A 25,633-nucleotide genomic window follows, 5' to 3' on the forward strand; every position below is an offset into this window, starting at 1 on the left:
CCGCTAATTACTGGCACCTGCCACAGAAGAAAGCTGTTCTAATCGACGCTGGTTAGGAAGGTTTAGCTTCATATCAGATAAGGTGCTTAGTAAATACGGAACCGTATATTTTCGATAAACGGCGGTGTCTGATTCTAACATGCACTGAAGTAAATTAAGCCCAAATGCTGCAGTTGAAATAGAAAGGGTGAACGCATCGTAGAAATATTTAAGTGCTTGATTGTATTTCTTTTGTTGAAATAACTGCATTCCTGAATCATTGAGTGATATCGCAAGCGTATCATTAAGGTCGAGTTTACTTCCCCCTTCGACAATTAGCTCGCTATTCGACGCTTGTTCAGTCACTTCTAATAACGAAGAGTTCTTTTCCCGTGCTAATTGAAGTGCCTCGGCGGCTTTGTCTTCATCACCAAGCTTATGAAAAACCTTTGCTGCAATTACGAGTGTTGAGGGGGACGTTCTTACAAAGTTTTCCATATGATCGCTGTCGATAAAATGCGCCGCTTTTTCATCATCATTATCAAGGACTGCTGAAAATGCGAGAAGGAAATCGCGTCGCTGTAACGCTTGCGCGTCGTTTTGCCCGCGCCCTGCAATACCAACGAGTCTTCTTGCTTGGCTTAAACTTTCTTTTCGGTTGGTAGCCGGAGACTCCTCCGCCAACATCAAATAGAACTCCGCAAGCTCTAAGGTAAAGTCATTAAAACGGTCTTTTGCGCTTCTGTGCATCGCACGCTTTTTCTGAAGGAGGTCAATGGCTTCTATGACTTTGTCTTGTTTCTGATAAGCAATGGTTTTAAGTCGTGCCGCTGGCAAGCTTAATTCGCTGAACTTAATATTCTCTAAATATTTTTCTGTCTGCGCATATGACTCCTGCTCAAAGGAGAGGGACGCCAACCATTCGAACGCTTTGTCTTTTGCCAGACTTGAACCGACCATGCCATTAAGATCATGCTTGCACGCTGTCCATTCGCCTGATGCGTATTGACACTTAATTTTCCCCCACTGCGCCCAAAGTACACGATCAGAATGAGTGAGAACGTCTTCATATAGGATCAGTGCCCGTTCATATTCACCGTTTTCAAACAACAGCCTAGCGAATAATTTCCGAAGGTCTGCAACAAGACGAGGCGGCACGCCTTCGCGTAAACGCTTCCTTATGAAGTTAATGGCGCTTGTTCGCTGGTTACTGTCTAATGATTTTAGTGCAGATTCGACATACTTTCTGTAGGTAAAGTAGTGTTCTACTTGTCGAGTTAGCGAGGCAATAGTATAGGGTTTAATCAGTAATGCATCGGGCTGCAAATCCATGATTGAACCGATAACTTGAGGAGAGCGGTCTGAAGTTAAAAATATAATGCCAGTACTAGGCCTGATAAAACCTGACTCTCTCAAGGTTTGCACCCATTCAACGCCAGAACGTCCTTGACCCAAATGGTAATCCATAAAAATCAGTTCAAAATTTTGTTTTCGCAACGCCCCTTTTAATTCCGTCCCAGAAGTAAAGCTACTGACACCGATGTTTCCGATTGGCAGTAAATGGCTACGTAATGTCGTTCTAGCGGTAGCGTTGTCTTCGACAACAGCGATACGGTATTCCAAGGCGATACGTCCTAACAGCGATATGAAGCAAGCTTAACAGTACTACTATAAAAAGCACATCATGCATTTTGTCCGTAATACCGTTAATTATTGGCGAAAACAGGCATTTAATTTGATGTCACCGTGGTATATAAACATCTGTCACATTAAATTTACATAAAAATAAAAAACATTTGACCTTTACGTTTACGTGAAGGGTAACAATTAGATATTGTGTTGGAAAATGCGTTTCGCACATGAGGATAACTATGAAGCACGTACCCCTACTAATCAATGGTGAATTTGTCGCATCACAAACAGACACGTTTATTGATGTTACCAACCCAGCGGACAACAGTGTCATCGCGAAAGCGCCTTGCGCAACAAAAGATGAAATGGAGCAGGCCATCGCATCTGCCGAAAAAGCGTTTGAAACATGGAAAGATGTTCCTGTAACGGAACGCGCTCGCGTTATGATGCGCTATCAGGCGTTGTTAAAAGAAAACCATGATGAGATTGCCACTATTCTAGCATCGGAAACCGGAAAAACGTTCGATGATGCTAAGGGCGATGTATGGCGCGGAATTGAAGTTGTTGAGCAGGCAATGAATGTGCCTTCAATGATGATGGGCGAAACGGTTGAAAATGTGGCGCGCGGCATCGATACATACAGTTACACGCAGCCACTTGGCGTATGTGCAGGTATAACGCCATTTAATTTCCCTGCAATGATCCCGCTTTGGATGTTCCCGCTTGCCATTGCGTGCGGTAATACCTTCGTTCTCAAACCTTCAGAGCAAGATCCCCAAACCCCAATTAAACTGGCTGAATTGTTTTTAGAAGCCGGTGCACCTGCTGGCGTGTTGAATGTGGTTCATGGCGGTAAGGACCAAGTTGAACCGTTATTAACCGATCCACGCATCAAAGCGGTATCGTTTGTAGGATCGGTGCCAGTAGGGCAACACATTTATAGAACGGCCACGTCAAACATGAAACGTGCGCAGTGCTTTGCAGGGGCAAAGAATCACTCTGTAATTATGCCTGATGCGAATAAAGAGCATGTGTTAAACAATCTTGTTGGCGCGTCCGTCGGTGCAGCCGGGCAGCGCTGTATGGCGATTTCAGTGGCTGTTTTTGTTGGTGAAGCAGAACAGTGGATCCCTGAATTAGTAGAACGGATTGCAAAAGTTAAGCCTGGTATTTGGAATGATAAAGAAGCTGGTTTTGGACCACTTATCAGCCCTCAAGCCAAAGCACGCGTGCTGAAATACATTAAAGAAGGCAAAGAGCAAGGTGCAAAATGTCTGCTTGATGGGTCAGATTTTACCGTACCAGGCTATGAAAGCGGAAACTGGGTGGGCCCCACTGTATTTAGTGAAGTAACGCCTGATATGTCTATTTATCAAGAAGAAATATTTGGCCCCGTGCTGTCTTGTGTCAGCGTGGACTCTCTTGAAGATGCATTAGAGCTTGTTAACAACAACCCATATGGAAATGGTACATCGATATTTACGAACAGTGGTCCTGCTGCACGCAAATACCAGCGTAATGTAGAAGTGGGTCAAGTAGGTATCAACGTTCCGATCCCGGTTCCGTTACCATTTTTCTCATTTACCGGCTGGAAAAATTCATTCTACGGCGATTTACACGCCTATGGTAAGCAAGCCATTCGTTTTTACAGTGAAACCAAAACGATTACCTCACGTTGGCTAGAAGACGATATTCCAGGCGGTCCTAATTTAACTATCTCTTTGGATTAATCAGATACGCAGATGCGTGTGGCTCACGTAACACGAGGTCACACGTCATCATCGGTTAGTCAAAACGAATAGACAGAAACGGTTAGACAGGTGAAAGCATGAATTTTGAATTATCAGACGATCAACTTGCATTTGAAGAAACTGCCCGACAATTTGCCGAGCAAGAGTTAGCCCCCCATGCAGCAACATGGGATAGAGAGCATCACTTTCCAGTCGACGCCATAAAAAAAGCGGGTGAACTGGGCTTTTGTGGGCTATACACGCCGGAAGAAGCGGGTGGATTGGGACTCTCTAGACTTGATTCATCGATAATTTTCGAGCAGCTATCAATGGGGTGTACCACTACCACGGCGATGCTAACCATTCATAACATGGCAACATGGATGATAGCTAAATGGGGAACGGATGCCGTAAAGTCAACATGGTGTGATGCGCTTGTAACGGGCGAAAAACTCGCGTCTTACTGCTTGACCGAGCCCGGGGCAGGTTCTGATGCCGCATCGCTTAAAACAAAAGCGGTTAAAAATGACAAGGGTTATGTACTAAATGGCGCTAAGGTGTTCATCTCTGGTGCGGGTAGTACTGATGTACTGGTAGTCATGGCACGTACGGGCGGAGATGGGGCGTCTGGTGTTACCGCATTCGCTGTACCTGCAAAAGAAGACGGTATTATTTACGGTAAAGCAGAAGAAAAAATGGGCTGGAACGCACAGCCCACTAGAATGATTACCTTTGATAACGTACAACTTGATGCCTCTTGGCGCCTCGGTGATGAGGGCCAAGGTTTTAAAATGGCAATGGAAGGGTTGGACGGTGGGCGCATTAATATAGCGACGTGTTCAGTAGGCACAGCTCAACAAGCATTAAATGTAGCCCGTAACTACATGAATGAGCGCGAGCAATTTGGTAAGCCAATCGCTGGTTTTCAGGCATTACAATTTAAGCTGGCAGATATGGCGACAGAGCTTGTCGCTGCCCGTCAAATGGTACGAATGGCCGCATGCAAATTAGATAATGGCGATGCGGACAAAACAACGTATTGTGCCATGGCGAAAAGATTTGCCACTGACGTTGGTTTTAATGTCTGTAATGATGCGTTACAACTACACGGCGGGTATGGTTATATCAAAGAATATCCGCTAGAGCGACACTTCAGAGATGTTCGTGTGCACCAAATACTCGAGGGCACTAACGAAATTATGCGTGTCATTATCGGTCGTAGGATCCTGTCTGATGAACGTAGTGTCTTGTAGCCATCAATTAGCATTAAGGAGCTGTCATGCATAATGAAAGTGCAGTAGTAAAAACTAATGAGTTGAAGACGCCCTGTGGTCATTACATTGGTCTAGTTACTCTTAATAAACCGAAAGCATTAAATGCGCTAGACCTCGATATGGCTACCATAATGTTAGATGCGTTGACCAAGTGGCAGGAAAGAGACGATGTTGCTTGTATCGTCGTCGATGCAGAAGGTGATAAAGCATTTTGCGCTGGTGGCGATATTGTGTCTATGTACAACGCAATGAGAGATGCCGACGGCGAAATACCTGCTTTTTTAGAACAGTTCTTTAAAACCGAATATACCCTCGATTATACCATCCATCATTACCCAAAACCTATTGTGGTGTGGGGAGCAGGAATAGTCATGGGAGGCGGAATGGGGCTGTTATGCGGTGCAAGTCATCGAATTGCCACACAGACGTCTAAGTTAGCGATGCCAGAGATAAGTATAGGCCTTTACCCTGATGTAGGCGGCAGTTATTTTCTTCCTCGACTACCTGGCAAAACTGGGTTGTTCTTAGGGTTGACTGGCGCGCAGATAAACGGTGCCGACGCGCACTATGTTGGCATGGTAGACGCCTTGGTCGACAATAGTGAAAAGCCGTCACTTATGGATAAACTCATGAATGCCGAGTGGCGTGATGTTACTGCACATGATGTGGTAGGTAACATTGTTGCTTCACTAATAAAGCCCGTTGAGCCCCCTACAAGTAACGTTGAAAAGCATATTGATAACATAAACGCATGGTGCAGTGCAGATAGTGTTGTTGATGTTGTAAACACTATCCTTAACGCTGACATGCAAGAAGATAAATGGCTTACGAGAGCGCAAGCAACCCTTAAGAATGGCTCGCCAATTACTGCTCATCTCGTATTTGAGCAGTGCAAGCGTGGTGCATTGATGGATTTAGCCGACTGTTTCAAAATGGAAGCTATCATGTCGTGCCGCTGCGGTGAAAGTGGCGAATTTCAAGAAGGTGTAAGGGCGCTTTTGATTGACAAAGATCACTCTCCAGCGTGGAAATACAAGCGAGTAGAAGAGGTTCCGGCTAACGTTATTGAGCATTTTTTCACTTCACCATGGGGCGAGTCTTCTCATCCTCTAGCTGAATTAGGAGCGGTAAAATGACAGCAGTTGCATTTATAGGCTTAGGCAATATGGGGGGGCCGATGGCGGCTAACCTTGTTAAGTCTGGACATGATGTTACGGTATTCGACCTCGTTGATGATGCCGTTAAGCGCGCGGTTGCCAGCGGGGCGACTGCGGGAACAAGCGCCGTTGATGCGGTAAAAGATGCGGATGTCATCATTACTATGCTACCGGCAGCGAAGCACGTAGACACCCTGTATCTTGGTGATGATGGCATACTAAACGCTGCGAAGCCTGATGCATTGTTTATTGACTCGTCGACGATCGATGCTGAAACCGCTAAGCGTGTTGGTGGCCACGTTGTGGCGACGAATAGGTTATTTGTTGACGCGCCTGTATCGGGCGGAACGGCCGGTGCACAAGCCGGTACGTTAACCTTTATCATGGGCGGCAATACCGAGGCCATTGAACGCGCTACGCCAATACTCTCATGTATGGGTAAAAACTTATTTCACGCGGGGGCTACGGGGGCAGGGCAAATAGCAAAAATTTGCAATAACATGCTGTTGGCCGTGTTGATGTCGGGTACATCGGAAGCCCTTCAAATGGCAATCAATAATGGTATCGATCCGTCTGTGATGTCAGATATTATGCTACAAAGCTCTGGCTGCAATTGGACACTGGAAAAGTATAACCCGTGCCCTGGTGTTATGGAAAACGTCCCCTCAAGTAAAGAATATGAGGGCGGCTTCATGGTCAAACTGATGAACAAAGATTTGAATTTGGCGATGGATACAGCCGCACAAAGTGGCTCACCAACGCCTATGGCCGCAGCAGCGCAAGCCTTGTATCGTATTCATGAAGCAAAAGGGAATGAGGACAAAGATTTTTCTAGCATATTTACGCTGTTAGAAAAATAGCCGCTTCTTCCTTTAAGACCAAGCCTAAGACACTGGCGGCTTTGTTTGTTATCATTGCCGCCATTATTGTATACGCGAGACCTCACCATCATGTGGCAGTGCCCACTTTGCAAATATCCTTTATCGTTAATATCTCCAACATCACAGTGTGAAAACGGACATAGCTTTGACATGGCGAAAGCGGGGTATGTCAACTTATTCCCCGTTCAGTTTAAGAACTCAAAAAATCCCGGTGATGACAAGGCCATGGTTCGTGCGCGCAGAGAATTTCACAGCAAACATGGTTATTTACCGCTAAAGCAAAAAATGGTGGCTTTGTTGGCCGATAATGCGCCAGTATCCGATGTATTTCGCGTTTATGATGCAGGTTGTGGCGAAGGGAGCTATTTGTATCATATTGTTGAAAGGCTTAACGACAAGAATATCAATACGTCAGGTGCGGGTAGTGATATTGCAAAAATAGCGGTGGAGTTGGCAGCGAAAGCATACAAAGGCTTACAGTTTGTCGTGGCAAGTAGTTTCGATTTGCCGTTGCAAGATGCTACGCAACATGCGGTTATACAAGTATTTGCACCGGGTGACAGTAAAGAATACGCACGTGTTCTTGAGCCTGATGGTTTGCTGATTACGGTCGATCCTGCGCCTCGACATTTATTTGAGCTAAAGGCACTTATTTACGACCAACCACAACAGCACAGTGTTGGTGCGGGGGAAAGGGACGGCTTTTCGTTATTAAGTGATGAAGCCTTGTCGTACGCGCTTACTTTTGATTCGCGCGAACAGGTGACCGATTTAGTTAAAATGACGCCTTATTATTGGAAGCTTCCAGAAGGAAAAATAGATAGCATAATCTCTTCACTGAAAAAGGTTACCGTAGATTTTCAGATACGTTTATACAAGCGCAATGCCTAAAAATTGATTAACAAAAGAAAAGCGCCATAAAGGCGCTTTTTTTATTTGTTTTCTGAAAACCGTGTTAGGTGCATTATAGCTTGGCTGAGCAAGTTTACATTCAGCGGTGCATTGCTCCGTTTGCCTGTTTGCGTGTCGATTATTTCGTAACTACCATTGCTGAGCACATCTGTACGTTGATTATTGTGGAACATGACGATTCGCTCGCCAGAAGTACTTACTAACCATGCCCGCTTAGGAGCTAACAAGTTTTGCCCCGTCGAATAAAACGTAATGGGGGCATTACATCCTAGCGCGTGCATTATGGTAGGGGCCAAATCCTCTGTGGTAGCCATTGCAGCGTTAAGCGGTAGAGTCGACATTAGTGTGCCCGTACCATTTTCACGCTGTGTGGCTACTATTACGTCAGAGCCTGCTTGCACGGCACTGTCTATCGCGCTTGCAACATCATTTCCTTCTACAAACGCTATATGCAGTCCATCTGTCGTTTGTAATTGGTTTTTTGTATAGCCATTTAACGATGCCATGGTGGTAACGTTTGGTGTGAATATAGAGACTGGCATACCTGACCCCATAGGCAGTGCCAACATCACAGGACGCTTACTTTCAAGTGACTCTTGGTAGAGCTCGGGCACACCGAATAGGGTTGATGTTATTAAGCCTTCAACACTGGTTGCGGTTGTATAATAATTTTCAACCGAATTAAATGCGTAGTTCGCCAGCTCATTAATCGGTTTGGTATCCGTCTGCACTAAAACCAGCATGTTCTTACTTGAATCAATCGCGCAATACACGGGCTCAGAAGGATAATTTATATTATGGATATCGGGGTTAAACTGAAGTTGTTTACGTTCTTCATAAGCGGCTAAATCAAGCAACCCATAACGAGACATGGTGGTTTTCGCGGTTGCCGGATAAGACAGCGGGAACATATTGTCTTGTTTTATAACCGGTTGATAAAGCTTTGCATCAGCCCATACATGAATGGCGTGACTCGCGACAAAGCTTACGACGAAAAAACTACTGACTTTAGTGCCAATATGGTGGCGTGAAAAACGTTCTACCCGTTTCCAAATGGCGTTGGCTAAAACAAGCTGGAACCCCAACCATACTAAAAAAAGTAACAATAAAAATGTCCACTGCTGCCAACTTTCAATGGTAATTTGCGCATTGGCTTCGCTGGTTAATAGGTCGGCAGCATGAAGGCTTATGTGAAAGCCGGTCTTATTGAATAAAAGGGCATCGAAGGCAAGCAACGCTAACCCTGTTGCCGCAATAATAGATGCAGCCGCTTTTATTATGCGAGGGTTAGTGGCCAGATAGCACAAAGGCAGAATAAATATGACAAATCCGAAGAACGTCATGAATCCGATATGGCCGAACCAATTAGCAAATAAATAAAAGGTGCCGATAGCAGACCCTGGTAAGGGCGATGAAAACACGAAAATAGATGCAATTATGATCGCGATTACAATATTGGCGAGGGCAAACCAATGCCCCCAGTTTACAAGCTTCGTTACCCGCTGACGGCGAGGTGATTCGGCTAAAATCATAATGACGACCTGTTTATGGTTTGACGCTTTTTACAAGTACACTAGCGAATTGTTCAGCTATTGCCTCGCGGCTTTCTGGCTTTACTTGTGTATTGATAATATGGGTAATGACATTACCCAACACCATCATTGATAAGTCTCGATCAGCTTGATTTTCTTCCAAAGTAAAAATAACTTTGTTCATCAAGGCTTCGAACTCGGCATTTGAATAGCGGCTTTGCTGGGGCATTGTTACGCCTCTTTTTTATGATTTCTTTTATAAAAAGAATGGTTTTATCTGTAAAATGATTATAATCGTTGTTTGGTTGAGTACAATCATTCATTCCAAAATCCCTCGATTCCTTGGATTTTTCAGACATTTTTTAATCAACAGGACACCCGATACGTTATGAGTGCACTGATTCACCATTTTGTTGTTCATCGTTTAATCGTTAATAAAGACGAAAAAATTGAAGCGGTTCCCCGTGATGATTGTTTGGCGGTGACGCCAGAAATAGAATTACTCGCGCACCAAATCAACCACAGTTTCAACAGTAAACCGGGTAAAGGGGTGGGACACTTTGTTGACGAGTCAACAGCGAGTGCCAACGCAGAAGGCGAAGAAAATACATCACGCGACGTGTCGGCTTTTGCGCAGCAGTTACGAACTTACCTCGCAATTAAAAAAGAAAATGGTGACAATGTCGAAGAGGCATTTCATCAATTTTCACTTTCGGCAACCCATCGATTAGTTAAAACCTTGGTTGACATGGGTACTGTAGAGACAGGGTTTCTTATCTTCTGTCAGTACGAGTATTTAGCAACACAATATCTGATGATAGCGTTACTCAATACACGCTCGCACGTTGAAGTGACAAACTCCTTAGATTTATCAGCCCGTGAGCATTTAGATTTGGCAAAAATGCAACTCGCCGTGCGTATTGACCTGACTCAATGGGATATTCAGCCCGAACAACAACGCTATGTAAGCTTCATTAAAGGCCGCATGGGAAGAAAAGTATCTGACTTTTTCATGGAGTTTGTTGGGTGCGAAGAGCTTGTCGACGTAAAACAGCAAAACAAACAGCTAATTTCATCCGTTGATGCGTATCTGGCCAGTGAATCACTTGACCCAAGTGAACAGCATCAGCACCGCGAACAAGTAAAAACGTATTTTAAAGAGCAAATTGATGCTGGTGAAAGCTTATCTATTGATGAACTAGCAAAGAGACTACCTACAAGCGATGCTTCACAAAATTTTTCTGCCTTTACTGACTCAATGGAATCTCCGTTGGAAAAAGAAATACAACCCGATCCTGCAGCGCTAAAACAGTTAGCAAAATTTACTGGGCAAGGTGGTGGTGTATCGGTGAGTTTTGAGAGAAAATTGATGGGTGAAAGGGTGTTTTATGACCCCGCTACCGATACGTTGACGATCCGCGGTATTCCACCGAACTTAAAAGATCAGCTTAATCGCCAATCTTCTATGGACTAAGCGCTGCGCGTAGCGCAGAAAAAACGTATACTTGAAAAAGAAAACGAACACGATTCAAGGGTGTTATGCAATTATTTGTAAATGATTTAACGGTAATGGACTTCTCTTACCTGTGCCCGCAGCGCGGCATGGTAGGGGAAAGTTGGATTGTCGATGTGATTTTGGACGGCGAATTAAACGAAGAAAGTATGGTCCAGGATTTCGGTAAGGTAAAAAAGAACCTTAAAAAGCTCATTGACGAGTACATAGACCATAAGCTGCTAGTGCCAGCAGAGTATGCTGGGGCTGATGTTATTCATAATGATGAAAACGAACACGTTGAAGTACGCTTTTCGTGTATTGATGGGCGGGCCATTATGCTGCATTGCCCAGCCGAGGCGTATGCATTCATCTATTCTGACGTGGTAACGATGGACTCAGTCAGTATGTATTTGAAAGAAGTGATTGCCACTCACTTACCTGAAAATGTTGACAATATTACGTTGCAGTTACGCACTGAAGTGATTGACTCGCCTTATTATCACTATACTCACGGCCTTAAAAAGCACGATGGAAACTGCCAACGAATTGCGCATGGTCACCGTTCTCGCATCGATATTCTATTAGACGGTAAAGTGAATGAAGATTATCAGCGGTACTGGGCTGACCGTTGGGCTGATATTTATATTGCCACTACAAGTGATGAAATTGCATTTTCAGAGCGAAAAATGAAAGGTGCAGTGACTAACCCCGAAGAATATTTCATGTTTGCTTACGAGGCTTCACAGGGCTATTTTGAATTGCTCATCCCCAAATCGGATTGTGAAGTGATTACGACAGATTCAACCGTGGAGTGCTTGGCTCAGTATTTGTTGGAAGAGCAAAGTAAGCTTACGCCGGATAATCATTGTAAAGTTATTGCTTATGAGGGTGTAGGCAAGGGCGCGATGGTGTCTCAATAGTTCATGCTGTTGGTGCAAAGAATATGAAAAACAACCGTAAATTAATGCGTTTATTGTCGGGTATTGTCCTCTCTGCGTGTTGTATGACAAATGCGATAGCGTTGAGTGTAGAGAGTGTCGAAAACGATGGTCTGATACTAAATGGTATGCTTACTCAGGGTGCGCTTCTACGTGCAGAAGTACCAAAAGGGGCTAGCGTACGGTTGAATAACGAACCCGTTGCTGTGCATCGCTCAGGAAAGTTTGTCATTGGGTTTGAGCGAGAAGCGCCGCTAAATCATTTGCTTGAGGTAACGTTACCAAACGGTGAAACTATTTCACGTGCATTAACGCTTGAAAAACGTGAATACAATATTCAACGTATTGACGGGTTAGATCAAAAGATGGTCACGCCTCCTGCATCTCGCACCGAAAGGATTAAAAAAGATAATCGTAACGTTGCTGCAGCAAGAAGTAATGCCACTGATTATGATGCAGTATTTACGCGTTTTATCTGGCCTGCAAAAGGCCCTATAACCGGGGTTTATGGCAGCCAAAGGGTATTAAACGGCGTACCAAAATGGCCCCACTATGGCGTGGATGTTGGTGGTCCTAAGGGAACCGAAGTTATCGCACCTGCAGCGGGTACCGTAACGTTAGCCGACGACCTTTATTATTCAGGTAACACGTTAATTATTGACCATGGAATGCATGTTTTTTCTACCTTTTTGCACTTAGATAGCATGGACGTTGAAGTTGGAGACATTGTTAAGCAGGGTGAGCGAATTGGCGCCATTGGCGATACAGGTCGAGCAACGGGGCCGCATTTAGATTGGCGTATCAATTTAGGGAAAAAGCGGTTAGACCCTCAAACTATTGTGCAAGGCCAGCCGAACTAATTACAACGAATAAATGGCCCACATCAGCGGGCCATTTACCTTATTTCCAGTGCGTCTACTTAGACGATAACCACGTCTCAAAGGCGCTTTGGTCTTCAATAGTAAAGAAACAAGCATCTTCTCTTGCATCTTTTACCGGCAATGTAACGGACAAAAGTTTTCCATCTCTAATTAACGTCACGTCAGCTGATAGGGCTTGCGTAGTATCAAGAAGCCGCGGAAGCAATTTCTGATCAACTACATAACCATCAATAGCGATAATGACATCGTTAAGCAATATCCCAGCTTCCATCGCCGCTAAGCCTTCAAACACTTGGACTACACTAAGGCCTTGTGCAACAGGCTTAAGTGTTGCACCAAGCTGTCTTTTCACTGTCTTGGCTGATGTAGTCCCTCCCTTATCATCAGCATTTATCTTTGCTCTCGTTTGCATCGATAAGCCAATGGCTGGTAAATGGTCCATCAAAGCAACATCTTCGGTTCCGTAAACGACCTTATTCAAGTAGTCAGACACATCTATTTGGAAATGCGCCATACATAGAGTTTGGATTACGTCGTCGGGCGTCCCTTTGAGTTCTCGCCCATAATGCTCCCATAGTAATACCATAAGGTCATCAAGGTTGACTGTGTTATTCGATTGTCTGCGTAATAATAAGTCTAGCCCCAATGCAATAATGCCGCCTTTCGCGTAATAGCTTACGATATTATTCGCAGCGCTAGCGTCTTGCTTATAGAACTTTGTCCATGCATCAAAACTACTTTCAGCCACGGTCTGTTTTAACCGGCCCTCATTTTGTAATAGGCGCGTCATGGTTTTGGCTATAATGTCAGCGTACTGTTGCGGTGAAATCAACCCGACGCGAGCAAGTGTTACGTCGTCATAAAAGCTGGTAAAGCCCTCGTAAATCCATAGTTGGTTTGTATAGGTTTCACTGGCTAGACTTGGGCTGACCAACACCTTGGGCTTAATGCGCTTAACATGCCAAGTATGGAACAACTCGTGACTGCATAAGCTTAGAAAGGTGATGTAGCTCTCGGACTTAACCGATGTGTCGTCGCCAATCATAGGCAAGTCGAAGCGAGGAAAGAGTAATGCTGTTGACGCTCTGTGTTCCAAGCCGCCAAAACCAGTCGCCGCCAATAGTGTCATAAAGAGATAGTTATCGATAGGCTGTGGCTCGCCGAACAAACGCATATGATGTTTGCATATAGGGGTTAAGTCATCTGCAATTCGTTTTAGGTCGATATTATTTTTGCCAGAAAAAAGTAGCTCAAATGATACGCCATCTACGTCAAAAGAATACACGTCGGCAATACCAATATAAATGGGGTGATCTATCAGCTCTTCGTATTTAACCGCGTTAAAAACCCACTCATTGTCATCTTCACATTTAAACGGAAGGGTAGTGTTAAGTTTCCATGGCATTGATGGTTTGCCAATAGTCAACTGATAGTTGGCATGCTCAAACTCATCTACAGACAAAAAGGCGCACGTACCATTGATAAATGCATATTCGTGATTAATGAACGCTGAGCGCACGGAAAGATCATTTGCATAAACCGTATAATTAACCGTAGCAGGGCTCCCATCGGTTACCACTTCCCATGTCTGCTTATCAGTCTTAACAACAGATAGTGGGTTGTTGGTATCAGCCTGTTGCGCATAAAGCGTAATAACATTACGCGCAAAGTCGCGGACCATGTAACTTCCGGGTATCCAACTTGGCATTGTAAGCGTCAGTTTTGGATGGTCGTGCTCAGGAATAGAAAGCGAAACAGTAAACTGATGCTTTTTCCAATCGGTGATAAGTAATGTGTAGTCTAGCGTTGGGTGTGACATGGATGTCCTATAAGAGCGTAAACTGTTAAATTTTAAATAGTAACATTGATGCGAGAAGACTTTGTCAGCTAGCAAAAAATTGGTTACATTAAGTTATTAGTATAATAATAACACGGTAATCATGACTGAAAAATCAAAGGCTACGTCGCTAAGTAAAGAAGATATTAGTGGCCTTAAATCTCTACCTACCTGCGCCGTTGTCGATATTCAAATTACGACGCCGACGGCACCGAGGCGTATTAAAACAACGTATGTTGGTATGGAGCTTGGGCAGTGTATGATTTTTCAGATTTCTACATCAGCAAAGTGGATGAGTGTGCGTGATTTGCTTACCGTAGGCAACGATCTTGTCGTTAGGTTTGTATTAGAGGGTGAAGCTGGACAGGTAATCGCATTTCGAGTAAACGTGCTTAAACTTCTAACAAAACCAACTGGTTTGTTGATAACGAGTTTTCCTCGACGTATCGAATCCAAAGGTCTTAGGGCAAATAAACGGGCGTACCCAGGTATATCAGTAAGGGTGAAGTCAGAAGAGTTTGGTGATGAGGGAGCCAGTGGAATTATTGTTGATATTAGTGCTGATGGTTGCAAATTAGCGTTGCCAGTTAAAGCTGAATGGCCAGTGTTAAATGACAACAGTGCATTAATGCTACTGTATGGCAACGAAAAAGATGAAACGTCGATCGCAACTATCGTGAAAAATCACCGACTAGAACCTAATTTTGTATATTACGGTGTAAAGTTTGATGGCGAGGAAGAGGCCATTAATGCGTTGCTGTCTAACCACACACTTATTAATTAACTGTTAGTACACACATCAAAAACAATAACGATAAAAGGCATGATAATGAGAACCATTGAAAAGCTCTTGATGCAGTATGGTAAAAGTCATCAAAATAGAACCAATGTTATTATCCACGCTATTGCCGTTCCAAGCATCTATTTTGTTACGTTAGGGTTGGTATGGTCTATTCCTGTTCCTGAATTCATCGCAAACCTCAATATTACTTGGGCACATATTCTTGCGATACCGCTGTTATATTACTATTTCAGCTTGTCAGGCCCTATCGGTGCAGCAATGACGCTCTTAACCATTGCGTGTTTTGGTGGTATCAATGCGTTGGCAATGGCACAGTTATCGGTATGGAAATGTTGTTTAATCCTTTTTATTTTTATGTGGATACTGCAGTTTGTTGGACACAAAATAGAGGGAAAGAAACCATCCTTTCTGGATGACATTCGCTTTTTACTTGTTGGGCCTGCCTGGTGGTGGGTGCACTGGCTTAAACGCGTAAATATTGGTTATTAGCTTTTACACGCTTGCGATAAGAGGCACCTGACGCACGACTAATTCGTCCCCCGGTATTAATGCCTTGCGTATAATGAGGGTAACACTTCTTTTGATGGTAGACATGTGAGCCGCTTTCAGCGCGTTATCGAAAGTAATGAGCGATTATTCTGGACATTGCACAGCGCTGGCTGGGCAGGGTTCGCTATCATTTATTACATAGGTTCGTTCCTCCACGATGTAAGGCCTATCTGGGTCTTTATTATTCTTTTAAACGCCTACGCAGGATGGTTATTAACCATACCCCTCAGGTACGTGTATCGATGGGCAAGAAAGCAATCTCCGCTCAACATGATTATTATCGTTATTGCGGCTTGCTATCTTATTGCGTTGTTGTGGGCGGTGGTGAAAAACATTAATTACTGGGAAATATACAAACACGGTTACCGGCCGGACGAATGGTACATGTATTTTACCAATACCATAAACTCCCTCATTATGGTTGGTTGTTGGAGTGGCGTTTACTTTGGGATTAAAAACTTCCAAATGCTGCAAAAAGAAAAGCAAAATGCTTTGAAAGCGAGCACCATGGCACATCAGGCGCACATCAAAATGTTGCGCTATCAGCTAAATCCTCATTTTCTTTTTAACACACTTAATGCGATATCGACGCTTATCCTTCTTAAGGAAAACGATACCGCAGAGGCCATGGTATCGCGGTTAAGCGACTTTTTGCGATACTCTCTGGATAACGACCCTATAAAACGCGTACCGCTGGGGCAAGAGATTCAAGCATTACGTTTATACCTAGAAATTGAAAAAGTAAGATTTGATGATCGGCTTGAAGTGGTTTGGGACATAGATGAACAATGCGACGGAGCACTTGTTCCAAGCATGATTTTACAGCCTATTATTGAAAACGCTATAAAACACGCCATATCTAAAATGCAAGAGGGTGGTCAAATAGCCATTAGTGCACGTACATTCGGTAATGATTTGCTTATGGATGTGGCAGATAACGGGCCGGGTGCCGACATTAAAGATGGCCAGTTAAGGCGAGAAAATGGAGTAGGGCTAGTCAATATAAAAGAGCGACTTCATTCTTTGTATGGAAGAAATTTTGCCTTCTCGTGTGAACATAATAAGCCATCTGGGGTTCGGGTCAGGATCCGAATCCCTTATGAAGTAAAGGATGCATAATAATGACTAAGCAAACCATTAAAACCTTAATTGTCGACGACGAGCCGCTTGCTCGCAGGGGCTTGCGTGCAAGATTAGAGCGCCATGATGATATAAATATCCTGGCCGAGTGCCAAAATGGCGTAGAGGCAGTAAGTGCCATTTCTCAGCACCGCCCCGACTTGGTATTTCTTGATATTCAAATGCCTGGGCTAAACGGCTTTCAAGTCATTCATAAGCTTCGTGAGCTTAAACAGCCTATTCCACTTGTCGTTTTTGTCACTGCGTATGACAGCTACGCGATTAAAGCATTTGACGTACACGCCTTAGACTACTTACTTAAGCCTGCAGATGATGAACGACTACGGTTGGCACTTGATAAAGTACGAGAGTATTTCTCAAGCCAACACCAAGATGAACAATCAAAGAAGTTGGTGAATTTGGTTTCTGAACTTACCGGTGATGATTGTGAAGAAATCCTACGCAAGTTGGCCAGTGGTGAACCCGTAGAAACCAACCCTTACCCTGATGTATTGGCTATTAAAGATGGGTCTGAAGTTACGCGCGTGAATGTCCAAGATATTCAATGGATAGATGCTGCCGGTGACTACATGTGTGTGCATGCACTAGACGGCATGCATATTATGCGCAAGACAATGAAAGAGCTTGAACAAGAGTTAAACCCTCAATTGTTTGTTCGAGTGCATCGTTCGGCTATCGCAAACATACGTTTTGTAAAGAAACTGGTTAGCCATATAAGCGGTGAGTATCACCTTATCTTACAGAATGATACCGAGCTTAAAGTAAGTCGAAGCCATAGAGATAAAGTAAAAGCGGCCATGAAGATGTAGATTATTGTTGGGCACATTAGTTTATAAAGATACCGGCTTGTGCCGGTATCTTTGTTTTAGGGAGTGAGGTCAATAATTCGGTTACGCGTAACCTCTGGGCGACTCAAAATCGCTCGTTCATTACTTTTAGCATAGTATCTAACCTATAGTTATTTAAGGGTTTTCTGCTTTTCCATGTGTCGACTAATGGTACTTCAACAATATTTTGATTGCGTTCTCCTATCATCACGTTAGTCACGTCGGTGCCGACGAGATCAACGGCATAGCGCCCCAAATTTGTTGCTAGAATTCTGTCTTGGCTGGTTGGTGAGCCGCCACGTTGAACGTGCCCTAGTGTAACAGGCCTAATGTCTTCTATTCCTTTGTTATTGAGCGACTGCGCAAGCGCGTGAAGACCCCCAGGCCAGACATTTTCTGCTACGACTACGATATAACTTATGGACCGGCGAAGCGCACGTCGATTTTCTATTTGCTGGATAATATTGGTAAGTTCGCTTTCTTCGTCAACAAAGGTTTCGGGAAGAATTACATAGTCAGACGCAGATGCAATGGCGGCATGCAGCGCTAAAAATCCGGCATCACGCCCCATGACCTCAACGAGAAAAATGCGCTCAAAGGCATCAGCGGTATCTCGCACTTTATCAATTGAGGATACCGCGGTATCTACCGCAGTATAAAACCCAATTGTTGCATCAGTACCTTGAATATCATTGTCGATGGTACCCGGTATACCAATAATTTGGCCAGGCCAATGGTTTGAAAGGTGTTCGGCTCCACGAAAAGAACCATCCCCTCCAATGACAATTAAGGTATCGATATTGAGAGCCAATAAATTCTCAGCCGATGTTTTTGCTCCCTCAATCGTTTTGAACGCTTTACTTCTTGCACTGTGCAGTATTGTTCCACCTTGTTGAATAAGATTATGCGTGGAAGAGAGGGACAATTGGCGGTATTCTTGAGCAATTAAGCCATTGTAGCCATGCTCATACCCAAAAAGGGTGTAACCTGCTCGTTCACACGCGATAATACTGGCGCGAAGGCATGCATTCATGCCTGGTGCGTCGCCTCCAGAGGTTAAAATTGCAACACGTTTTGACACAAGAAACTCCTGCTTTATTTTTATACCTAACGTAATATGCCTTAGCTCATTCGGCAAGTCAGAGCGTCAATATTTGCTCAACCATTTTTTTACAACCCGTAAAATAATAAGCGAATTAGGTTATTTCACGTCCTCGCATTGGCTACGCCTTTATCATTCAGGATACACTGTAGCGAAAAGGTCTCATTTTAATAATTACGCTAAGCCGTTAGCATTATATTGGGCGTAGCCAATAATGAATTAGGTCATTAAGTAGCATGAAGAGTTGATAACGATGAAGATTGCGATTGTAGGTAATTCTAGTTCTGGAAAGAGTACCTTAGCAAAGATGATTGCATCAGCTTATCGTCTGACGCATATCGATTTAGATGAGGTGGCGTGGAAAGGTCGCGAGAATGCCTGCCAAACGCCCATTCGAGACAATATTTCAGATTCGATGTTAGCCATCAAAACCCGATGTGGCGTTTCGCCACAGCGCTGGGTTGTAGAGGGGTGTTATGGCGACTTAATTAGTCAACTCATTCAACAGGATGAAGGCACGCTGCTTATTTATGCCAACACCACCTTAAACAATGTACTGAAAACGCACTACGACGACCGTGGGAGCCCCACAAGTATGCGTCTAAAACTGAACAAGATAAGAATTTAGGGATGCTTGTTGAATGGATTGAAGGTTATGCATTGCGAGAGGGGGCGTTGTCTAAAGCTTATCATGATGCACTCTACAACCAGTTTGCTGGCAAAAAAATGTTACTAGACGGTCAACAACTGTTCATGCCAGAAAGTGAACTTATTGCATTGATTTCAAATGCATGGGGGTAAACAATACGCATTATATAATGATTTGTGACACTTTTTACCTTTCACTATATTATGTGTTTAGCGTATTTTATGCGTCGTAGATAAGACCGAAAAATAAGGAAAAGTTATGTTTGGCTGGTTTATTGTTCTCTTCGTCGCCGTAAGTAGTTTTTATTACACCGATTTAGACGCAAAGAGCGTCGTTTTCAGTAAAGTCTTCCCTGCGTTATTCGTGGTATCGCTTGTTATTGCCTTTATTAAACTGACAAAACGGCGTTCGCGACGGATGGTAAAAAGCCCAAACGCGGGAAGTGCAGGGTTTATTGCCACCACGTCAAGTAGTGACAACAGCGGGTGTAGCGGCGCAGACAGTGGAGGCGCTGACGGCGGCTGCTAAACATCAGTAAATTCCGATAGATCACGGCGTAACAGCGAATACTTCTCACTGTACTGTGATTTAAGGGGCATATCGTCTAATAATTTATAAAGCCGTCGACATTCTCTTAGCAATGTGTTGTCAGGTGTAGCACTTTTGCTCAGTATCTGTAAAAGACATTGCAATAAGTTGAGAGCCACGCCGGTATTTACAGGGGCAAACTCTTGGGCCAACGTGAACGAGTTCTTTGATTTTTCGTACTGTCCCTGCTGATAAAGCTGAATACCTTCTCGATTGAATTTTTGATAATTTGCTAAGCGTTCTTTCGCTTTTTCAGACTCGCTTAACAATAATTGTTCGCTATTTTTATCAAGTGAAATTCCTTCACTTTCTATTATTGTTTGATATCGAATTGCGTCTTCATATTCGCCTAAGTCATACATTACTTTTATACTGTCTGGTAGGAATGCTTTAGGTGGCGAATCGTAATTTTTTTCTAGTGCTAGCTGTGAAATACCTAGTTGTCGCCTAGCATCTATCATCTTACCGTCTAAGACATTGACGCGAGCATTAATGATATGGCTAAAAATAGTAATGTCGAAGCTGTTGTCTATTCGTTGTAAATGCTCGTCAAACTTACCTCGTTGCAGGGCAAGTAACGCTTCCTGTTGATATCTGTTTTTAACTTTTTTATCGTCGGTGTACTCAGCGACATCTAACAGGCTGCGAATGAAGCCACACCAGTGCAAACTATCTTGATGGATAGTGCGTTTAGATAGCTCCCAAATTGCTTTACTCGACTCTGACGCCAATAGGTAATCGTCATTTCGTCTAGCAATCAGACAAGCATTAAAGTGTCGGCTAAGAGAAAAGGGCGAAATTTTAATAGCCTGCTTTATTGCATCTATTGCCGCATCTTTCTGCTTTTGGCTGTCGTTCGCATTGGCCAGTATATCTAACGCATCTGCGTTAAATTTATTACGATTCAAAATAAGGTCAGCCATCTCTATGGCTTTATTGTGTTCTTCAAGTTTTAAATACGTTTTCCCAAGGGCTATTTGTGCCCACAATATTGGCTTACCACTGCGATAGGCTTGCAGCACGTCAAATGCTTTTTGGGGAGCATTAATCTCCCAGTAGAGTTCGACCAATAACTGTTCGCACGCCCCCTTATACGAGGTTTCTTGCGATAACAGTGTTTCGCATTCATCAATAGCGGTATTGGTATCCTGAGCCGCGATGGCTTCATAAACCGTTGATAGTGATTGACGCTTTTGCCACGCACGGGAGATTCGTGTTTTTAATTGCACTTGTGAGAAGGGTTTAACAAGGTAATCGTCAGGTCGCCTATCGATTGAACCAAGGACAACAGGACGTGCACTATCCGCGCTAATAATAATAAAAATGGATGTCGGTTTTAAAAGGCGCCGAGTCCGAAGCTCTTCAATAAGCTCAAAACCATTTTTTTTGTCAACGCCTAGATGTAAATCACAAACAACAATATCAAATTTTTGTTTTTTACACAGTGACAGTGCTTGTTCTGCCGATGATTTAGTTACAACATCGGTGGCGCCCATGGAGTTAACGAGCCCTTTGAGTAGAAGAAGAAAAGGGCGCTGGTCTTCAATTATCAAAACCTGCTTGTCCGCAAATTTCATTTCTATTCCATTAGCCGTCGTGAATGCTTTTATCATTAATGAAAACTGCACTAAGGGCAAGAATATGCTTAAGAAAAACATTATCTTGCCGACAACATAAGTATGCATTAAACGTTAGGTAAGTCTTTGGAAGCGCCCCACACCGTTCATCAAGCTGTAATAGACCCCAGTATTTCATGGGAAAAAAACGGCACCCTCGCTAAGGCAGCGCAAGACGCGACGTTGTTTTCGTTATATCTTGCAATGCAGCAGAGTGCGCTTGTTCATAATGTCTCTTACCACGATTTACAAAAAGAAGATGAAAACGCCTCACTACATGTCGATGTGCTTAGCTTTTATCGACAGCCAGCGCTAGCGGCTGCGTCGGCCGATTGGGAGATAATAGGCAGGGTTAACACGCTGTACAATAGTGGGTACACCAGAGATGCTTCGCTCTTTCAACACATGCATCCTTCACCTTTATCTCAAGTAAACGATAAAAATAAGTTAAGTGATGATGTAATAAATAACTGTTCGCTAAGCACCCAAAAGCGACTAAAAACACAGTACGCTGAACAGCTACCTGAAGATCCCACCATGCTAAACGACCTAATACCGCTCGCTCAACAGACATTTGTTGCATAGTCTAGTAATTTTAACGCTGCTCTGTTATTCTCCGCGCCGCATTTTGCACTGGTTTTACGTTCCAACTAGCAAAGGTGAACATTATGACTAAATATATCGTTTGCGCGATGTACAAATTTGTTGCGCTCGACAACTTCGAGGCAATGCGCCAACCTCTTCTTGATGCCATGGAAAAAAATGGTATTAAAGGAACCTTGCTTCTCGCCAATGAAGGTATTAACGGCACCGTGTCGGGTACGCGTGAGGGTATCGATGGATTACTTCACTACCTTAATAGCGACAGCAGAATAAACCCTATTTCTTGCAAAGAGTCTTTGCACGATGACCAGCCTTTTTATCGCACCAAAGTTAAGCTTAAGAAAGAAATTGTGACGATGGGCGTGGAAGGTATCGACCCTCGTCAGACCGTCGGGACCTATGTAAAACCCAAAGACTGGAATGCATTAATCAGTGACCCAGACGTTACCGTAATTGATACCCGTAACGATTATGAAATAGAAATTGGCACGTTTAAGCATGCTATAGATCCAAAAACAAAAACATTTCGTGAGTTTCCAGAGTATGTTGCAAACGCGTTAGACACGACCAAAAATAAAAAAGTCGCCATGTTTTGCACCGGTGGTATTCGCTGTGAAAAATCAACGGCATACCTTAAAGAGCAAGGGTTTGAAGAGGTATACCATTTAGAAGGTGGCATACTTCAATATTTAGAAGATGTACCTAAAGATGAGTCGTTATGGGAAGGGGATTGCTTCGTTTTTGATAATCGCGTTGCTGTAAACCACGACCTTGAAAAAAGTAAATATGATCAATGCTACGCTTGTCGGCTACCTATTACGGTAGAAGATAAAAAGAGTGATGTATATGAACCGGGTGTAAGCTGTCCTCATTGTTACGGCACACACACTGATGATCAGATAGCGCGTTTCCGTGAACGTGAAAAGCAAGTTCAACTTGCTAAAGCACGTAACCAAGAGCACGTAGGTACTGAAGCGAGAGAAACGATGGAGCAAAAGCGTTTAGAAAAAGCTCGTCAGCAGCGAGAGAGAGCTTTGAAAGCAAAGCAAAATCAGGCGTAGACAGGCACCATCTTGAGCGTTACACTCGATGTATATGATGTACGATTAAGGATTACGAGTGAGTACTCAACTTTCAGAAGCAAAAATTGAAGAGATAAAGAACGACTTTATTTTTTTCGACAAGGACGGAAACGGTCAAATCGATTTGACTGAGTTTATTGAACTACTAACCGTTATATCGCCTAAAACAAAAGCTAGTCATGTCGAGGAAGGCTTTAAGCTTATCGACAGTAATAATGACGGCTTTATTGATTTTCCTGAGTTCCTAGAATGGTGGCAGGAATGTTGGTGGGAATACTAGGTCCTCCGTTGTTACAATAACAAAAAAGCGAGCTATTTTCAGCTCGCTTTTTTATGCTTATTGCTCTTCTAGCGTGTCGTCGCTATCACCGTCATCATTTTCGATGGGAGCACGAGGCTTTCGCTTTATAGGCACCATACCAATATCTTCACCGCCCATTGTGTCCACCCGACGAACGGCCTGTTTCTTAGGTGACGCTACGCGGCTTTTCGCCGAGGACGACTTGGATGATGCGGGTTTTGGCTTTTTGTCTTCAAACCCTTTAAATGACGCAGGAAGGGTGTCATGGTTCTCACATGCTAAAGCATACTGCAAGTGAGATTTAAGTGCTGTAAAACTCTTCCAATCTCTTGGACCAATAAGCGACATCGCTTCACCTTTTTGGCCAGCTCTGCCTGTGCGTCCAATGCGATGAATGTATTCGTCAGCATTCTTGGGTAAATCGAAGTTGATAACCAACCCGACTTTAGACAGATCTAATCCGCGAGATGCAACGTCAGTGGTAACCAATATTGAATGCTGGCCTCGGGCGAACTCACTCATGATTGAAGCGCGTTGATTTTGTGGTAAGTCACCACGCAACGCGATGGCTTGCAAATCACTCTCGTTGAGCATGGTGGTTAACCGGTCGGTATCTTCTCGTGTTGCGGTAAATACGATAGCTTGATTGTAATCTCTGCGTTTTAATTCAGTGTCCAACAATGTGTCTTTGTGCTCGACATTGTCTGCAAAATAGCATTGCTGGGTAATGTCCCCGTGCTCAGCTGTGGCGTCTCCAACAGCAACACGCACTGCGCTTTTGGTCAGCGTTGAGGTCATGTGATTGAGTTCTATGCTATCGAGTGTCGCAGAAAAAAGCATAGTTTGACGCTTTCTATGATCGGCAAAGTCGTTGATCATTTTTAATTGCGAAGAAAAGCCTAAGTCGAGCATTCTGTCAGCTTCATCGAATACCAACAATTCTAGCCCGTTCAAGTACATACTTTTACCTAGCAAGTGGTCGGCTACGCGACCTGCGGTGCCCACAATGATGTGAGGGTTTCTACGCAATGACTTTACTTGATCGTTAAAGTTCTCTCCGCCTACAACCAGTGTACAGCTTAGATTGAGACCACTACACAATGACTTAGCTTCGATAAAAACCTGTTTAGCCAGTTCTCGCGTCGGTGCCAAAATAAGGGCTCTTGGATCTTGTCGGCTCAATGCTTTTTGAGACATTAAACGGTTTACGGCCGGAACGAGAAATGCAAAGGTTTTACCAGACCCCGTTTTTGAAGATGCAATAATATCTTTGCCCTGAATACCTGGAAGAATGGTCTTTTCCTGAATTTCAGTAAGCGAAGTAATATTCTTTGCTTCAAGCTTGGCAATAATTTTATGATGAACGGGTAGGTCAGTAACTAACAATGTGCGGCCTCTTAGAAATAGTCAAACGCTATTATCCCTTAAAGGCCGCGATTATGAAAGCACGCGAAGAATTTAATGCAGCCTAAACCTGCATTTCTGTGACTTCTTCTGGAATGATAAGTGCTCCCTTCGTTTTTTGTTTGACTTCCTCAGGCGTAACGCCTGGTGCGCACTCTCTTAATACAAATGCGCCGTCTTTAACTTCAAGCACGGCTAAGTCTGTAATGATACGTGTAATACAATTAACACCAGTAAGAGGAAGGGTACATGCATCAAGTAATTTTGAATTACCGTGTTTATCCGTGTGTGTCATGGTAACAATAATATTTTTTGCACCTGCCACTAAGTCCATCGCGCCACCCATGCCTTTTATCAGTTTTCCTGGGATCATCCACGAAGCAATGTTCCCATTTACGTCAACTTCAAAGGCGCCAAGTACGGTAAAATCAACGTGCCCACCTCGTATCATCGCAAAGCTTTCCGCAGAGTTGAAAATAGAAGCACCTGTAATGGCTGTAACCGTTTCCTTGCCTGCGTTTATCATATCGGCGTCTACGGCATCGTCAGTAGGGTAGGCACCCATACCAAGTAATCCATTCTCAGATTGCAGCATCACGCTGATATCATCTGGAACATAACTTGCCGCAAGTGTTGGAATACCAATACCTAAATTTACATAATCGCCATCTTTAAATTCTTGTGCAACGCGCATTGCAATTTGTTCTCTGCTTAGTGCCATG

At 43.7% G+C, this 25,633-nt stretch carries 26 protein-coding genes; 18 read left to right on the top strand and 8 right to left on the bottom strand.

Translation table 11 applies throughout. The features are described from left to right. Nucleotides 1-3: 3 nt before the first annotated feature. Nucleotides 4-1,602, bottom strand: a complete 1,599-nt coding sequence (locus AC27EZ_RS11340) for a response regulator (RefSeq protein ID WP_487135414.1) — start codon at nucleotides 1,600-1,602, stop codon at nucleotides 4-6. Nucleotides 1,603-1,850: 248 nt separating this feature from the next. On the opposite strand from AC27EZ_RS11340, the gene AC27EZ_RS11345 reads away from it, so the two are divergent. From AC27EZ_RS11345 to AC27EZ_RS11365, 5 genes are all read left to right on the top strand, one after another. Then, a complete protein-coding gene (locus AC27EZ_RS11345) occupies nucleotides 1,851-3,341 on the top strand; it encodes a CoA-acylating methylmalonate-semialdehyde dehydrogenase (protein ID WP_487135415.1) in 1,491 nt (496 codons plus the stop codon). Nucleotides 3,342-3,439: 98 nt separating this feature from the next. Continuing rightward, on the top strand, nucleotides 3,440-4,594 hold the full coding sequence (locus AC27EZ_RS11350; RefSeq protein WP_487135416.1) for an acyl-CoA dehydrogenase family protein: 1,155 nt from the start codon (nucleotides 3,440-3,442) through the stop codon (nucleotides 4,592-4,594). Nucleotides 4,595-4,620: 26 nt separating this feature from the next. Then, a complete protein-coding gene (locus AC27EZ_RS11355) occupies nucleotides 4,621-5,751 on the top strand; it encodes an enoyl-CoA hydratase/isomerase family protein (RefSeq protein WP_487135417.1) in 1,131 nt (376 codons plus the stop codon). Then, nucleotides 5,748-6,632, top strand: a complete 885-nt coding sequence (mmsB, locus tag AC27EZ_RS11360; protein WP_487135418.1) for a 3-hydroxyisobutyrate dehydrogenase — start codon at nucleotides 5,748-5,750, stop codon at nucleotides 6,630-6,632. The genes AC27EZ_RS11355 and mmsB overlap by 4 nt, the downstream gene beginning before the upstream one ends. Before the next feature lie 45 nt (nucleotides 6,633-6,677). Further along, nucleotides 6,678-7,544 (top strand): putative RNA methyltransferase, encoded by an 867-nt coding sequence (locus AC27EZ_RS11365; protein WP_487135419.1) that lies wholly within the window; start codon nucleotides 6,678-6,680, stop codon nucleotides 7,542-7,544. 41 nt (nucleotides 7,545-7,585) lie between these two features. Here AC27EZ_RS11365 and AC27EZ_RS11370 read toward each other — a convergent pair whose 3' ends face one another. Together AC27EZ_RS11370 and AC27EZ_RS11375 are read right to left on the bottom strand one after the other, a co-directional pair. Beyond that, nucleotides 7,586-9,097 (bottom strand): DUF3413 domain-containing protein, encoded by a 1,512-nt coding sequence (locus tag AC27EZ_RS11370; RefSeq protein ID WP_487135420.1) that lies wholly within the window; start codon nucleotides 9,095-9,097, stop codon nucleotides 7,586-7,588. A 13-nt stretch (nucleotides 9,098-9,110) separates the two neighbouring features. Continuing rightward, entirely contained in the window at nucleotides 9,111-9,326 is a 216-nt protein-coding gene (locus tag AC27EZ_RS11375) for a YejL family protein (RefSeq protein ID WP_487135421.1), read from the bottom strand. Between the two features lie 159 nt (nucleotides 9,327-9,485). On the opposite strand from AC27EZ_RS11375, the gene yejK reads away from it, so the two are divergent. The 3 genes from yejK (at nucleotide 9,486) to AC27EZ_RS11390 (ending at nucleotide 12,390) form a co-directional block, all read left to right on the top strand. Continuing rightward, on the top strand, nucleotides 9,486-10,571 hold the full coding sequence (gene yejK, locus AC27EZ_RS11380) for a nucleoid-associated protein YejK (protein WP_487135422.1): 1,086 nt from the start codon (nucleotides 9,486-9,488) through the stop codon (nucleotides 10,569-10,571). A gap of 65 nt (nucleotides 10,572-10,636) precedes the next feature. Then, entirely contained in the window at nucleotides 10,637-11,512 is an 876-nt protein-coding gene (locus AC27EZ_RS11385; RefSeq protein WP_487135423.1) for a 6-carboxytetrahydropterin synthase, read from the top strand. Between the two features lie 83 nt (nucleotides 11,513-11,595). Beyond that, nucleotides 11,596-12,390: a M23 family metallopeptidase gene (locus AC27EZ_RS11390; RefSeq protein WP_487135543.1), complete on the top strand. Its 795-nt coding sequence runs from the start codon at nucleotides 11,596-11,598 to the stop codon at nucleotides 12,388-12,390. Between the two features lie 55 nt (nucleotides 12,391-12,445). Here AC27EZ_RS11390 and AC27EZ_RS11395 read toward each other — a convergent pair whose 3' ends face one another. Then, entirely contained in the window at nucleotides 12,446-14,230 is a 1,785-nt protein-coding gene (locus tag AC27EZ_RS11395) for a M61 family metallopeptidase (RefSeq protein ID WP_487135424.1), read from the bottom strand. 121 nt (nucleotides 14,231-14,351) lie between these two features. On the opposite strand from AC27EZ_RS11395, the gene AC27EZ_RS11400 reads away from it, so the two are divergent. The 4 genes from AC27EZ_RS11400 to AC27EZ_RS11415 all read left to right on the top strand — a co-directional run bounded on the left by AC27EZ_RS11400 (nucleotide 14,352) and on the right by AC27EZ_RS11415 (nucleotide 17,548). Further along, complete coding sequence (locus AC27EZ_RS11400) at nucleotides 14,352-15,032, top strand: PilZ domain-containing protein (RefSeq protein ID WP_487135425.1); 681 nt, start codon at nucleotides 14,352-14,354, stop codon at nucleotides 15,030-15,032. Nucleotides 15,033-15,077: 45 nt separating this feature from the next. After that, nucleotides 15,078-15,539, top strand: coding sequence for an Mpo1 family 2-hydroxy fatty acid dioxygenase (locus AC27EZ_RS11405; RefSeq protein ID WP_487135426.1), 462 nt, complete (start codon nucleotides 15,078-15,080; stop codon nucleotides 15,537-15,539). 105 nt (nucleotides 15,540-15,644) lie between these two features. Beyond that, nucleotides 15,645-16,718: a sensor histidine kinase gene (locus tag AC27EZ_RS11410; RefSeq protein ID WP_487135427.1), complete on the top strand. Its 1,074-nt coding sequence runs from the start codon at nucleotides 15,645-15,647 to the stop codon at nucleotides 16,716-16,718. A gap of 2 nt (nucleotides 16,719-16,720) precedes the next feature. Beyond that, nucleotides 16,721-17,548, top strand: a complete 828-nt coding sequence (locus AC27EZ_RS11415; protein ID WP_421131436.1) for a LytR/AlgR family response regulator transcription factor — start codon at nucleotides 16,721-16,723, stop codon at nucleotides 17,546-17,548. Between the two features lie 103 nt (nucleotides 17,549-17,651). Here AC27EZ_RS11415 and AC27EZ_RS11420 read toward each other — a convergent pair whose 3' ends face one another. Next, the gene (locus tag AC27EZ_RS11420) at nucleotides 17,652-18,647 is read right to left on the bottom strand and encodes an ATP-dependent 6-phosphofructokinase (protein WP_487135428.1); all 996 of its coding nucleotides are present in this window, start codon (nucleotides 18,645-18,647) and stop codon (nucleotides 17,652-17,654) included. 274 nt (nucleotides 18,648-18,921) lie between these two features. Here AC27EZ_RS11420 and AC27EZ_RS11425 point away from each other — a divergent pair, with 274 nt between their 5' ends. The 3 genes from AC27EZ_RS11425 (at nucleotide 18,922) to AC27EZ_RS11435 (ending at nucleotide 19,845) form a co-directional block, all read left to right on the top strand. Continuing rightward, nucleotides 18,922-19,296: a P-loop NTPase family protein gene (locus tag AC27EZ_RS11425; RefSeq protein WP_487135429.1), complete on the top strand. Its 375-nt coding sequence runs from the start codon at nucleotides 18,922-18,924 to the stop codon at nucleotides 19,294-19,296. Nucleotides 19,297-19,298: 2 nt separating this feature from the next. Continuing rightward, entirely contained in the window at nucleotides 19,299-19,469 is a 171-nt protein-coding gene (locus AC27EZ_RS11430; protein ID WP_487135430.1) for a hypothetical protein, read from the top strand. 106 nt (nucleotides 19,470-19,575) lie between these two features. Next, the gene (locus AC27EZ_RS11435) at nucleotides 19,576-19,845 is read left to right on the top strand and encodes a hypothetical protein (protein ID WP_487135431.1); all 270 of its coding nucleotides are present in this window, start codon (nucleotides 19,576-19,578) and stop codon (nucleotides 19,843-19,845) included. Here the strand turns inward: AC27EZ_RS11435 and AC27EZ_RS11440 are convergent. Beyond that, nucleotides 19,842-21,482, bottom strand: coding sequence for a response regulator (locus AC27EZ_RS11440; protein ID WP_487135432.1), 1,641 nt, complete (start codon nucleotides 21,480-21,482; stop codon nucleotides 19,842-19,844). The two genes, AC27EZ_RS11435 and AC27EZ_RS11440, sit on opposite strands and share 4 nt — an antisense overlap. A 126-nt stretch (nucleotides 21,483-21,608) precedes the next feature. Here AC27EZ_RS11440 and AC27EZ_RS11445 point away from each other — a divergent pair, with 126 nt between their 5' ends. From AC27EZ_RS11445 to AC27EZ_RS11455, 3 genes are all read left to right on the top strand, one after another. Then, entirely contained in the window at nucleotides 21,609-22,106 is a 498-nt protein-coding gene (locus AC27EZ_RS11445; RefSeq protein WP_487135433.1) for a VC2046/SO_2500 family protein, read from the top strand. An 83-nt stretch (nucleotides 22,107-22,189) separates the two neighbouring features. Continuing rightward, complete coding sequence (gene trhO, locus AC27EZ_RS11450; RefSeq protein WP_487135434.1) at nucleotides 22,190-23,185, top strand: oxygen-dependent tRNA uridine(34) hydroxylase TrhO; 996 nt, start codon at nucleotides 22,190-22,192, stop codon at nucleotides 23,183-23,185. A gap of 58 nt (nucleotides 23,186-23,243) precedes the next feature. Further along, entirely contained in the window at nucleotides 23,244-23,486 is a 243-nt protein-coding gene (locus AC27EZ_RS11455) for an EF-hand domain-containing protein (protein ID WP_421131429.1), read from the top strand. 57 nt (nucleotides 23,487-23,543) lie between these two features. On the opposite strand, the gene AC27EZ_RS11460 is transcribed toward AC27EZ_RS11455, so the two are convergent. Together AC27EZ_RS11460 and AC27EZ_RS11465 are read right to left on the bottom strand one after the other, a co-directional pair. Beyond that, entirely contained in the window at nucleotides 23,544-24,893 is a 1,350-nt protein-coding gene (locus tag AC27EZ_RS11460) for a DEAD/DEAH box helicase (protein ID WP_487135435.1), read from the bottom strand. A gap of 82 nt (nucleotides 24,894-24,975) precedes the next feature. Further along, nucleotides 24,976-25,632, bottom strand: a complete 657-nt coding sequence (locus AC27EZ_RS11465; protein WP_487135436.1) for a CoA transferase subunit B — start codon at nucleotides 25,630-25,632, stop codon at nucleotides 24,976-24,978. Nucleotide 25,633 lies beyond the last annotated feature (1 nt).

It is taken from the genome of Alteromonas sp. 4NH20-0056 (assembly GCF_057539655.1).

Excerpts from the sequence above, each read along its gene's own strand:
- AC27EZ_RS11345 (WP_487135415.1), top strand. The coding sequence starts at position 1,851 with ATGAAGCACGTACCCCTACTAATCAATGGTGAATTTGTCGCATCACAA.
- AC27EZ_RS11350 (WP_487135416.1), top strand. The coding sequence starts at position 3,440 with ATGAATTTTGAATTATCAGACGATCAACTTGCATTTGAAGAAACTGCC.
- AC27EZ_RS11355 (WP_487135417.1), top strand. The coding sequence starts at position 4,621 with ATGCATAATGAAAGTGCAGTAGTAAAAACTAATGAGTTGAAGACGCCC.
- mmsB (WP_487135418.1), top strand. The coding sequence starts at position 5,748 with ATGACAGCAGTTGCATTTATAGGCTTAGGCAATATGGGGGGGCCGATG.
- AC27EZ_RS11370 (WP_487135420.1), bottom strand. The coding sequence starts at position 9,097 with ATGATTTTAGCCGAATCACCTCGCCGTCAGCGGGTAACGAAGCTTGTA.
- AC27EZ_RS11375 (WP_487135421.1), bottom strand. The coding sequence starts at position 9,326 with ATGCCCCAGCAAAGCCGCTATTCAAATGCCGAGTTCGAAGCCTTGATG.
- yejK (WP_487135422.1), top strand. The coding sequence starts at position 9,486 with ATGAGTGCACTGATTCACCATTTTGTTGTTCATCGTTTAATCGTTAAT.
- AC27EZ_RS11385 (WP_487135423.1), top strand. The coding sequence starts at position 10,637 with ATGCAATTATTTGTAAATGATTTAACGGTAATGGACTTCTCTTACCTG.
- AC27EZ_RS11390 (WP_487135543.1), top strand. The coding sequence starts at position 11,596 with ATGACAAATGCGATAGCGTTGAGTGTAGAGAGTGTCGAAAACGATGGT.
- AC27EZ_RS11395 (WP_487135424.1), bottom strand. The coding sequence starts at position 14,230 with ATGTCACACCCAACGCTAGACTACACATTACTTATCACCGATTGGAAA.
- AC27EZ_RS11400 (WP_487135425.1), top strand. The coding sequence starts at position 14,352 with ATGACTGAAAAATCAAAGGCTACGTCGCTAAGTAAAGAAGATATTAGT.
- AC27EZ_RS11405 (WP_487135426.1), top strand. The coding sequence starts at position 15,078 with ATGAGAACCATTGAAAAGCTCTTGATGCAGTATGGTAAAAGTCATCAA.
- AC27EZ_RS11415 (WP_421131436.1), top strand. The coding sequence starts at position 16,721 with ATGACTAAGCAAACCATTAAAACCTTAATTGTCGACGACGAGCCGCTT.
- AC27EZ_RS11425 (WP_487135429.1), top strand. The coding sequence starts at position 18,922 with ATGAAGATTGCGATTGTAGGTAATTCTAGTTCTGGAAAGAGTACCTTA.
- AC27EZ_RS11430 (WP_487135430.1), top strand. The coding sequence starts at position 19,299 with ATGCTTGTTGAATGGATTGAAGGTTATGCATTGCGAGAGGGGGCGTTG.
- AC27EZ_RS11435 (WP_487135431.1), top strand. The coding sequence starts at position 19,576 with ATGTTTGGCTGGTTTATTGTTCTCTTCGTCGCCGTAAGTAGTTTTTAT.
- AC27EZ_RS11440 (WP_487135432.1), bottom strand. The coding sequence starts at position 21,482 with ATGAAATTTGCGGACAAGCAGGTTTTGATAATTGAAGACCAGCGCCCT.
- trhO (WP_487135434.1), top strand. The coding sequence starts at position 22,190 with ATGACTAAATATATCGTTTGCGCGATGTACAAATTTGTTGCGCTCGAC.
- AC27EZ_RS11465 (WP_487135436.1), bottom strand. The coding sequence starts at position 25,632 with ATGGCACTAAGCAGAGAACAAATTGCAATGCGCGTTGCACAAGAATTT.